The organism is Dehalogenimonas formicexedens, from assembly GCF_001953175.1.
GTDB classification, from domain to species: Bacteria; Chloroflexota; Dehalococcoidia; order Dehalococcoidales; family Dehalococcoidaceae; genus Dehalogenimonas; species Dehalogenimonas formicexedens.
Genome location: NZ_CP018258.1, coordinates 2,082,305 through 2,092,789, shown reverse-complemented (window position 1 = coordinate 2,092,789; position 10,485 = coordinate 2,082,305). Strand labels below are relative to the sequence as shown.

Sequence of the window (10,485 nt, the reverse complement as noted above, 5' to 3'; positions counted from 1 at the left end):
AAAATAGTACTATGACCAGATTAGTTTTCATGGGCACCCCCGGGTTCGCCGCGTCCGTCCTTTCCGGCTTGATCGACGAGGGCTGCGAAATCGCCGCCGTTTATACCCGCCCCGACGCCCCCGCCGGAAGGGGCCGCGGCCTGGTCGCCTCTCCGGTAAAACAACTGGCCGAAAAATACGCCCTTCCCGTGATTCAGCCGCGATCGCTCAGGAAACCCGAAGCCCAGGACGAGCTCCGAAAAATCTCGCCAGACGTTATCGTGGTCGCCGCCTATGGGCTGATCCTGCCGCAGGCGGTCCTGGATATTCCGCGCCTCGGCTGCGTCAACGTCCACGCCTCGCTGCTGCCGAAACACCGCGGCGCCGCGCCGATCTCCGCGGCCATCCTTTCAGGGGACGAATTTACCGGGGTCTCGATCATGCGCATGGACGCCGGGATAGACACCGGGGCCGTTTACTCACGGTCAATGATCCCTGTACTCTCGTGGGACAACACCGGAAGTTTGACCCAAAGCCTGGGGATTATCGGCTCGATGGCTTTGCTCGACGTGCTGCCCCAACTCATTAACGGGACGATCGAGGCGGTACCGCAATCCTCCGAAGGCGCCACTTATTCGCCGATGATCTCCAAAGAAGCCGGCCGTATAGATTGGTCCAAATCCGCCGCTGACATCTGGCGGCAGGTCCGGGCCTTCCAACCCTGGCCGGGCGCTTTTACCACCTGGGAAGGCAAGCTGGTCAAGCTTGTCGAGACGTTCCCCGCACCCAACCAGCCTAAGGCTGCGCCTGGTACCGTCGTCGCCCGCGCTGGGGAGGGTGCCGCCATCGGGGTTGCCACCGGCGACGGTGTCCTGACTATCAGGAAGCTGCAGATCGAGGGCAAGAAGCCGATGACCGGCGAGGAGTTTCTGCGGGGGGCGCGGGGCTTTATCGGCGCGGGGCTGGGTTAATTCCAACTACCCTACCGGAACCTCGATCCTGGTCAGCAGTTCGCTCTCCGGCACCTCCTGGGGGGAATTCAGGTAAAACTCAAACCATGGCCCCGCCGGTTTCAACCCGGTCTCCTCCAGCCATTTCATGATTTCGCCGTAGGCGGTTTCCATCTTGGCGTACGGACCTTTGTAAAGGGCCGAGGCGGTCAGCGCGGCGGGATTTCCCGGAACCTGATGTCGTCCTGAGGCTGAAGCTGTCCCGGCACCGGAAAGCCCAGCTCGACATCCAATGCCTGCGGATCCATGTTGTAATAGGCCGCGTAGGGTTCGCCGGCCAACTGCGATCCGGCGCGCGGCAGGTATTCCATGATCTTCGTATAGGCTTCGCCGATGGTCTGGGGTAGTTCAGCTTGAGGGACACGGGTCCTGATGAACGCCACCGGTTGGGCGGGTTTGTTGACCACCTGGATATTCATCGTTTTTTTCCTCCTGTTCAAGCCCCTATTGTATCACTTCAATAGACAAATTTGGTCATATAGAACATGATTATTGTCTCTCACCGCAAAATTCTGGTATACTCTAACCGGTACCTATCGTTATGTAATGGAGGTTCTTGATATGTTGGGTGGCTGGGGCCTCTACCTGGCTTTGATCGTTCCCCCTCTTCTGCTGATGCTTTATGCCCAGTGGAAGGTGTCTTCCACCTTCGGCAAATATTCCAAGGTGGCTAACGACCGCAATATGACCGGACTCCAGGTGGCCCGATGGCTCCTGGACCAGAATAACCTGCAGAACGTCCAGGTCGAACTGACCAAGGGCAAGCTCTCCGACCACTATGATCCCCGGGTCAAGATCCTGCGGCTGTCTCCCGATGTGGCCAACAAGGCCTCGGTAGCCTCGATGGGCATCGTCGCCCATGAAGTCGGCCACGCGGTGCAGCACGCCCAGGCCTACGCCCCGATGCAGATCCGCAGCGCCCTGGCCCCGGTGGCCAGTGTCGGCTCCAACTTCGGTTTTATTCTGATCTTCATCGGCATCCTGCTCGCCGGCGGCGGCGCGGCCTTCGGGCTGAACCTCGCCTGGCTGGGCGTGGCCCTTTTCGGCGTGGCGGTCCTCTTCACCTTCGTGACCCTGCCGGTCGAATTCGATGCTTCGTCTCGGGCCCGGTCAATGCTCCGCTCGACCGGACTGGCTTCCGTGTCCGAGGCCAGCGGCGCCAGCGCCGTCCTTTCCGCGGCAGCTCTGACCTATGTGGCAGCCCTGCTTGCCGCGGTCGGCCAGCTCCTGTACTGGGTCCTGTTGCTCACCGGAGGCGGCGGCGGCCGCCGCTAAAATCAGCTTTGGCTCACAGATGGGGGCGGCTCAGGCCGTCCCCATCTTTAGTTATAACAAAAAGTTATCGAAATCCAGCGGCGGCGGCATTTAATAACAATTTGTTATGGCGCTCGGTGGGCGGCCGATCCCCGTCCGGGCGGCATCCAGGGCTAAAAATTGTTTGCCCTTTAGATAATCAAGACCCTGTCTAACGGCGAAAGGGCAATAACTTTTAGATAAGCCGCCGCAACATTCGATAACCGGCGGCGCCGGTACGATTGAAATGACCCCGGTTCTGGATTACAGGAGCGGTAAGATATCGTCCCTATAAATACAACTGTTAAAGCCATCTTATTTTGATATACTGAAACAAATTGAATAACACATTGAAACGGACTCGATAATTGATAGATCAGGCAGAAATCGAAGTTAAAAGCGGCGACGGCGGGCGAGGAGTGGCTACCTTCCGGCATGAGAAATATGTCCCCCGCGGCGGGCCGGACGGCGGCGACGGCGGCCGAGGCGGCGATGTCATCATCGAAGCCGATAAAGATATCGGCAGCCTGATGAAATACCGCCACCAGCGCCATTTCAAGGCCGGTGACGGCGCCCGCGGCCAGGGGCAGAAGAAGTACGGCAAAAGCGGCGAGGATGTGGTCATCAACCTGCCGGTCGGCACCGTAATCCGCGACAAAGACACCGGCGAGGTGCTGGCCGACCTGTCCCATAACGGGGAACGCGTCGTTGTCGCCAAGGGCGGTAAAGGCGGCCTGGGCAACCCCCATTTTGCCGGTTCCACCAACCAGGCGCCGCGGCTGGCGCAGGTGGGCGTGCCCGGTGAGACCAAAACCCTGTCTTTGGAGCTGAAACTTATCGCCGACGCCGGCATCATCGGATTACCCAATGCCGGCAAATCGTCGTTGCTTTCGGCCATTTCGGCGGCCAGACCAAAGGTCGCCGATTATCCTTTCACCACCCTGGAACCGGCCCTTGGCGTCGTCGCCGCGGGCGGGCACAGCTGGGTGGTGGCCGATGTTCCCGGCCTGATCGAAGGCGCCCACCTGGGTAAGGGCCTGGGGCTGCAGTTTTTGCGCCATGTCGCCCGGACCCGGGTGCTGGTGCATCTCCTCGACGGGTCCTCCGCCGAACCGGTGAACGACATGGTCAAGATCAATACCGAACTGCTGTTGTACGACCCGCTCCTGGCCCGGAAAGAGCAGATAATCGCGGTCAACAAGATCGACCTGCCGGTGGTTAAAAGCCGCATACCGGTCCTTAAGGAAATGTTCAAGGCGGCAGGGCATAAAGCCGTCTTTATCTCCGCGGCTACCGGCGAGGGTGTCGAAACACTGCTGGCCGAACTGGACCGGGTCCTTTCCGAACCTGAAAAATCTCCGGAAACGGACAATGAAGAACCGATCAAGGTGTTCCGGCCGGCGCCCCAGCGGGAGAAAGTGGAAGTCACCCGGGACGCCGACGGTTACCACGTTCATTCTGACGAATACGAGCGCCTGGTGGCCGGTTCCGACCTCAACGACCCCGAGGTCCGGCGCCAGATCCTGGGGGAGTTGTGGCGCTGGGGCGTGTTGAGGGCCATCAAAGCCGCCAGGATCCAGCCCGGCGAGAAACTCTTTATCGGCAAAGGGGAGTTTTACTGGTGAGACTCGGGCTTCTGGGCGGCACCTTCGACCCGCCCCATGTCGGCCACCTCCAGATAGCTGAAGAAGCCCGCCGGAAACTGTGCCTAGACCGGATAGTATTCATCCCGGCCGGCCTGCCGTGGGTGAAAGCATCGATGAAAGTGTCTCCCGCCCAACAGCGGTTGGAGATGATCAGGCTGGCGACCGCGGGGAAATCATATTACTCGGTAAGCGACCTGGAGGTCAGGCGCCCCGGACCGTCCTACACCTGGCAAACCCTCCAGGAACTCAAGGCCCAGTATCCTGGCGATGAACTGTACTTCATCCTCGGCTGGGACAACCTGACGTCTCTCCCTTCCTGGCACCATCCCGACCGGATCATCCAGGCGGCTTGCCTGGTGGCGGCGCCGAGGGTGGGCTCGACGCGGCCGGACCTGCACGAGCTTGACGCGCGGGTGCCGGGAATCGCGGCTCGGACGGTGATTCTGACCGAACCGGAGATCGATGTCTCGGCGACGGCTATAAGGCAACTGGTCAGGTTAGGCCAGCCTGTCAGCCACCTGGTGCCGCCGCCGGTTGCCGGTTACATCAGCGCGAATGGCATGTACCGGGATTGACCCGGTTCCGCAGCCCAGTCGCGGCAAATTAGAAATAACGCCTCTGAAAATGCAGGGCGACGTTTACCAGAGATATCAGGACCGGGACTTCCACCAGGGGCCCGATGACGGCCGCGAAGGCCACCCCGGAGCCTATTCCGAAAACCGCCACCGCCACCGCTATCGCCAGTTCGAAATTGTTTGACGCCGCGGTGAAGGAAATTGCGGCTGTCTGCCGGTAATCGGCGCCGGCTTTCCGGCCAAGATAGAACGACACGAAGAACATGATCACGAAGTAGACCAGCAGCGGCAAGGCAATCCTCAGGACATCCAGAGGCAGGCTGAGGATGACGTCGCCCTTCAGTGAGAACATCACTACGATGGTGAAAAGCAGCGCCACCAGCGTTATCGGGCTGATGCGCGGAATGAAGCGCTGGTCATACCATTCCCTGCCGCGCCGCCGGATCAGGTACCGGCGGGTCAGCATCCCGGCAAAGAACGGGATGCCCAGGTAGATCAAGACGCTCCTGGCCACGTCGAGAATCGATATTTTTACCAGCGTCCCGCTCAGGCCGAAATACGGCGGCAGGACGGTGATAAAAACGTAGGCGAACACTGAATAGAAGACGATCTGGAAGATCGAATTAAAGGCGACCAGCCCCGCCGCGTACTCGGAATCTCCCCTGGCCAGTTCGTTCCACACGATGACCATGGCAATGCAGCGGGCCAGGCCGATGAGAATAAGCCCGGTCATGTAGTCCGGGTAGGCGCGCAGGAAAATGACCGCCAGGGCAAACATGAGCACCGGACCGATCAACCAGTTCTGGATCAACGACAGGCCGAGGATTCTCCAGTTTCTGAAGACCTTGCCCAGTTCCTCATATTTCACCTTGGCCAGGGGCGGGTACATCATGAGTATCAGCCCCGCGGCGATGGGTATCGATGTCGTGCCGGCTGAAAATGAGCTGATGGCGTTGCTGAAAGACGGGACGAGGAAACTCAGGAGCAGTCCGGCCGCCATGGCGAGGAAGATCCAGAGGGTCAGCAGTTTATCGAAGGTAGATAAAGTTGTCGGGCATCCGGCGTCTTGCTGCATTAGGCTTAATTTACTACAAGTTAAACGTGGGGACAACAAAAAAGAGAGGCTAAAAAAGCCTCTCTTTGAATTCCAGTCGAAAGTAAAATTATTTGACGGCGTTGAGCTTTTTGGCCATCCGGCTCTTCTTGCGGGCCGCGGTGTTGGGGTGGATCAGTTTCTTCTTGGCGGCCACGTCCAGGGCGCTCTGGCTGGCGGCTACCGCTTCTTTGGCGGTGGGAGCCTTGGCGGCAATGGCTTTATCAGCCTTCCGGATGGCGGTCTTCAGGCCGCTGGTGGCGGCGCGGTTCCGCTCGGTCTTCTTCGCCGAGGTGATGATATCTTTAATTGAGCTCTTGATATTGGCCAAAGGGATGCCTCCTAAAACTTATACACTGACAACAAGCATATGATTATACGGGATGCCGGGACTTGATGCAACCTGCCGGGAAGAATCTACAAATAAACCTAAAGTACTGGAACATAACATCTTGAAACCACTGATACACACTGCTAGTATTGTGCCGATGAATTTTTTGACCAAGATCGGCGGTGCTCGACGCCATAACGAGAGCTGCCTGTGCGTGGGGCTCGATCCCGAACCCGCCAGGCTTCCCGAAGGCGTCGGGGTTGAAGAATTTTGCCGGGCGATTATCGGCGCCACTTACGATTTGGTCTGCGCCTATAAGCCCAACATCGCCTTTTTCGAGGCCCTGGGACCGGATGGCTGGCGCATCCTGAAGAACATAATCGAAGCCACGCCCCGCAACATCCCGGTCATCCTGGACGCCAAGCGCGGCGATATCGGCAACACCGCTAAAGCCTACGCCAGATCCGCATTCGATGAACTGGGCGCCGACGCCGTCACCGTCAACCCCTACATGGGCTATGACTCGCTCGAACCCTTCATCGAATATAAAGACAAGGGAATCTTCGTTCTCTGCCGTACTTCAAACCCCGGCTCAGCGGACTTTCAGTCGCTCGATTGCGGCGGGAAGCCGCTATATCAGGTCGTCGCCGACAAGGTGGAATCCTGGAATAAAAACGGCAACCTCGGCCTGGTGGTCGGCGCCACCCAGCCAGATGAACTCAAAACCATCCGCGAGAGCCATCCCACCCTGCCCCTCCTCATCCCCGGTGTCGGGTCACAGGGCGGCTCACTGGAACTCTCTGTCAAAAACGGTATAACCGAAGAGGGGCTGGGGATCATCAATGTCTCCCGCCAGGTGATCTACGCCTCCAGCGGGCTGGATTACGCCGCTGCCGCCCGCTCGGCGGCCTTGAAGCTGCGGGACGAGATCAACCGTTTTCTGGCCTGACAATTAATCGTTGCATTTGTCCGGCCGCCCCACCATAATCATCCCATGGTCGAAAAAATCATCGCCCCGCGCCTGGAATTGTTTGATCTTACAGCCGGGCAACTCTTTAAATACCTGAACGATGTCGCAGCCCTTGAAGCAGAACTGGGCTTCCAGGTTTCCCGTTCTATTGTCGACGCCAATCTGAGCCGGGCTCTCGGGATAAAACTGGAGAAACTGAAGAGCGCTCCGCAGGAAGCCCATCCATGGCTCACCTATTGGCTCGTCGTTTTGAAAGAGCCCCTTTTTGGATCCGGGATGATCGGTTTCAAGGGGGTCCCGGACGCAACCGGCCGCGTTGAGGTCGGTTACGGCATCGATCAAGCCTGGCGCAACCAAGGCTACATCACCGAATCCCTGGAGGCACTCAGAGCGTGGGCTTTCCAACATCCGGATTGTCACGCCATAACCGCCACCGCCGTGGTCAACCCGGCTTCGGAAAAGGTGCTTGAAAAAACGGGTTTCAAAATCGTAAGCCGCGATGGCGGCACGTCATCATGGGAATTTTTGAAGCGGGACTGGCAGGACGATGGTCGATTTCAAGCTTAACGATGTCCTTCGACTGAGAAAACCCCACCCGTGCGGCGGCTACGAGTGGACGGTCTACCGCCTGGGTGCCGACATCGGCATCATTTGCAACACCTGCAAGCATCGCCTTCTGATCCCCCGCTCAGACATCGAAAAGCGGATCAAAACCTTCGTCTCGCGAGGCGAGTGATGGCGGACGACACCTTCCCCGAAAAGCCCCGGCGCATCATGCACATCGACCTGGACGCCTTCTTCGTCTCGGTAGAACAGGTCTTCGATCCCTCCCTCAAAGGCAAACCCGTCGCCGTCGGCGGCATCCCCGGTGAAGGCCGCGGTGTGGTGACAACGGCGTCATACGAAGCGAGAAAGTTCGGCGTTTTTTCAGGTATGTCACTCGTCGAGGCCCAGCGCCGCTGCCCCAAATGCATTTTCATTGGGGGTAACTGGGACAGATACTCCGAAGCTTCCAAGAAATTCATGGCGATATTGGCCGACTTTTCGCCCTTTCTGGAACCCGCGGGCATCGATGAAGCCTACCTTGAAGTCACCGGCTTCGAGAGCCTCCACGGATCGCTCAAGGCCATGGGCGAGAAGATCCGGAAACGCATCCGTGACGAGATCGGCATCGCCGCGTCGATAGGCCTGGCGGGCAGCAAGATAACCGCCAAGGTGGCTTCCAAGGCGGCCAAGCCGGATGGCATGGTGGAGGTGCCCGTCGGCGGCGAGGCGGCGTTCATGGCTCCCCAGCCTATCGGCCGGATGCCGGGCGTGGGCGGGGTCACCGAAAAAGCCTTGAACTCCCTGGGCATTAGGACGCTCGGTCAACTGGCCAGCATGCCGCTCGACTCCCTCACCTCCCGGTTCGGCTCTTACGGCGAGATGTTGAAGAGACATGCCAGGGGTATCGACCGCAGCCGCGTCCAGCCGCCATCGGAAGCGAAATCGATCTCGACCGAGCGCACCTTCGACCACGACAGCCGCGACCGGGAGTTCCTGGAGGCGACTTTAAGATACCTTTCCGAGCAGATCGGCGCCCGGCTCCGCAAATACGGCCAGAAAGGCTCAGTGGTGCACATCAGGATCCGCTGGTCGGATTTTGTCGCCATCACCCGGCAGAGAAGCCTTGGCTATTCGACGGATTCCAACGAGGTCATCTTCGATGAGGCCTTGAAACTGCTGGATAAAGCCCTGGAGAGCAACCGGCAGGCAGTGAGGTTGCTGGGGGTTGGGGTGGCCAACCTTTCGGAAGGGGAAAACCAGCTGCCGCTTTCGATCGGTGCGTCTGCGCGGTCGTCGGCCATAGACAAAGCCCTGGACCGCATCCGCAAGCGGTACGGCTTCAGCTCCATCCAGACCGGGCGGACCTTGCCGCTGGGACACCGTTCAGGCGGAAGAGAACACCCATGGCAGCGCAAGCCCCCCGAAGACAAGCAAATAGATGAAAATTAGTTAAGGATTGTTATTTGTTAACGGCTTCAGAAAAACTGGCCTATAATCGAAGTCGTCGGGTAAATAAATCTTAACGAGGGCGTGCTATGGCTTCGGGGCGAAAGGCCGGAAAGTATAACAATTCTGCGCTGCGGAAGACGGCTGAGGGTTTGATCGCCCGCGGCGCTCCCGAAAAACTCGCTTCGTTGACTTCCGATGACATTGCCGAACTAGTCCAGGAACTCGAAGTGCACCAGGTGGAGCTGGAGTTACAGAACGAGGAACTGCGGGAAGCCCAGGTCGAACTCCAGGAATCACGAGACGCCTACGCCAGCCTGTTTGATTTCGCTCCGGTCGGTTATCTCATCCTAGACCGGGACTACCGGGTCACAAATATCAATTTCACCGCCCGTAAAATCCTTGACGCGGACAGGATGAAGGTGATCAAGGCGCCGTTGTCCAGATTTGTCAACCGGGAAGACTGGGACCATTTCTACCACTACATGAAAAAACCTTATCAAAAAACTTCGCCCGCCTACACTTTTGAACTGAGGATGTTCACCGATAAACGAATCCCTTTCGACGCTCACCTGATCATGGAGCCCCTTTATAACACGGAGGGTACCACTTCCAGCTATCGCATCGCCCTGCTGGACGTGACCGAGCGAAAAAAAGCCGATGAGGAACTCCGGAAGTACCGGGACGATCTCGAACAACAGGTTGTCAACCGGACGTTGGAACTCAGGGACCTGGCGAACCGGCTGGTGGACATCCAGGAAAAGGAACGGGCCAGCATTGGCACCGAACTCCATGACGATATCGGCCAGACTTTAACATATGCCACCCTGCTTATCGCCCAGGCGATCCGCCGGCCTGAGGAAAAAATCCTGCGCGACGCCCAGAAAAGCGTCCAGGAAGCCATGGCCAAGACCCGCGACCTGTCCCATACGCTGTCTCCCAGCATCCTGAAGAGCGCCGGACTGTCGATGGCGCTGGAATGCATGGCGGGCGAGTTTGAACGGAACACCGGCATCAAGACCGAATTTACCATCGATAAGATAATTGACCAGGTGCCGGACGCGGTGGCCCTGGCGGCTTACCGTATCACCCAGGAGGCGTTGACGAATGTCACCCGGCACGCGGCCGCCTCGCAGGTTTTGGTGAGCGCCATCAGGAAAGGCGATAAACTTTCTGTCGTGGTGGCGGATAACGGCATCGGCTTCGATCCGTCAATACAGAAACGCACCACAGGGCTGGTCGGCATGAGGGAACGGGTGCTGGCTCTGGGCGGCGAGTTCAGGATCGGCCCTAACGGCAATCAAGGCACCCGCCTGTCCGCCGAGTTCCCCCTGCCGCCGGATGTCCCCTCGCCTGATTTGTTGTAGGGGCGACGCGGGCGTCGCCCGACGATCTCACTGATACGGTTGAATTATCCCGTTTTTCTGCGACCCCGTTTACACGCAGGATCGTTGGGCGAGGCGTTCGCCTCGCCCCTACAGCGGATTGATTAATGTCGATGTTACGTCTTGGGGTGGAGTGCCGTAGGGGCGACGCGGGCGTCGCCCGACCATCCTGCCCATGTGAAGATGCATCCCATTGATCGCATATCCCGAG

General features: G+C 58.7%; 11 protein-coding genes and 1 pseudogene. 9 read left to right on the top strand and 3 right to left on the bottom strand.

The window, feature by feature from the left end:
- Window positions 1-11 precede the first annotated feature (11 nt).
- Window positions 12-950 carry a methionyl-tRNA formyltransferase gene (fmt, locus tag Dform_RS10965; protein WP_083635464.1) on the top strand — a complete coding sequence of 313 codons (939 nt, stop codon included), beginning with the start codon at window positions 12-14 and terminating at the stop codon, window positions 948-950.
- A gap of 6 nt (window positions 951-956) precedes the next feature.
- Here the strand turns inward: fmt and Dform_RS10960 are convergent.
- Window positions 957-1,408, bottom strand: a pseudogene (locus tag Dform_RS10960) (GyrI-like domain-containing protein).
- A 142-nt stretch (window positions 1,409-1,550) separates the two neighbouring features.
- On the opposite strand from Dform_RS10960, the gene Dform_RS10955 reads away from it, so the two are divergent.
- From Dform_RS10955 to nadD, 3 genes are all read left to right on the top strand, one after another.
- The gene (locus Dform_RS10955; protein WP_076005001.1) at window positions 1,551-2,264 is read left to right on the top strand and encodes a zinc metallopeptidase; all 714 of its coding nucleotides are present in this window, start codon (window positions 1,551-1,553) and stop codon (window positions 2,262-2,264) included.
- Window positions 2,265-2,650: 386 nt separating this feature from the next.
- The gene (gene obgE / locus Dform_RS10950) at window positions 2,651-3,907 is read left to right on the top strand and encodes a GTPase ObgE (protein WP_076005000.1); all 1,257 of its coding nucleotides are present in this window, start codon (window positions 2,651-2,653) and stop codon (window positions 3,905-3,907) included.
- On the top strand, window positions 3,904-4,503 hold the full coding sequence (gene nadD / locus Dform_RS10945; RefSeq protein WP_225973693.1) for a nicotinate-nucleotide adenylyltransferase: 600 nt from the start codon (window positions 3,904-3,906) through the stop codon (window positions 4,501-4,503). Before obgE ends, nadD begins: the two co-directional genes overlap by 4 nt.
- 28 nt (window positions 4,504-4,531) lie before the next feature.
- On the opposite strand, the gene arsB is transcribed toward nadD, so the two are convergent.
- Both arsB and rpsT read right to left on the bottom strand, forming a co-directional pair.
- Window positions 4,532-5,578, bottom strand: a complete 1,047-nt coding sequence (gene arsB / locus Dform_RS10940; protein WP_076004999.1) for an ACR3 family arsenite efflux transporter — start codon at window positions 5,576-5,578, stop codon at window positions 4,532-4,534.
- 88 nt (window positions 5,579-5,666) lie between these two features.
- Window positions 5,667-5,927: a 30S ribosomal protein S20 gene (gene rpsT / locus Dform_RS10935; RefSeq protein ID WP_076004998.1), complete on the bottom strand. Its 261-nt coding sequence runs from the start codon at window positions 5,925-5,927 to the stop codon at window positions 5,667-5,669.
- A gap of 157 nt (window positions 5,928-6,084) precedes the next feature.
- On the opposite strand from rpsT, the gene pyrF reads away from it, so the two are divergent.
- The 5 genes from pyrF to Dform_RS10910 all read left to right on the top strand — a co-directional run bounded on the left by pyrF (window position 6,085) and on the right by Dform_RS10910 (window position 10,256).
- Entirely contained in the window at window positions 6,085-6,876 is a 792-nt protein-coding gene (gene pyrF / locus Dform_RS10930; RefSeq protein ID WP_076004997.1) for an orotidine-5'-phosphate decarboxylase, read from the top strand.
- Window positions 6,877-6,921: 45 nt separating this feature from the next.
- Window positions 6,922-7,464, top strand: a complete 543-nt coding sequence (locus tag Dform_RS10925; protein WP_076004996.1) for a GNAT family N-acetyltransferase — start codon at window positions 6,922-6,924, stop codon at window positions 7,462-7,464.
- Window positions 7,445-7,633: a DUF951 domain-containing protein gene (locus Dform_RS10920; protein WP_076004995.1), complete on the top strand. Its 189-nt coding sequence runs from the start codon at window positions 7,445-7,447 to the stop codon at window positions 7,631-7,633. Before Dform_RS10925 ends, Dform_RS10920 begins: the two co-directional genes overlap by 20 nt.
- Window positions 7,633-8,892: a DNA polymerase IV gene (gene dinB / locus Dform_RS10915; RefSeq protein WP_076004994.1), complete on the top strand. Its 1,260-nt coding sequence runs from the start codon at window positions 7,633-7,635 to the stop codon at window positions 8,890-8,892. Before Dform_RS10920 ends, dinB begins: the two co-directional genes overlap by 1 nt.
- A gap of 86 nt (window positions 8,893-8,978) precedes the next feature.
- Window positions 8,979-10,256: a PAS domain-containing sensor histidine kinase gene (locus Dform_RS10910; RefSeq protein WP_076004993.1), complete on the top strand. Its 1,278-nt coding sequence runs from the start codon at window positions 8,979-8,981 to the stop codon at window positions 10,254-10,256.
- Window positions 10,257-10,485 lie beyond the last annotated feature (229 nt).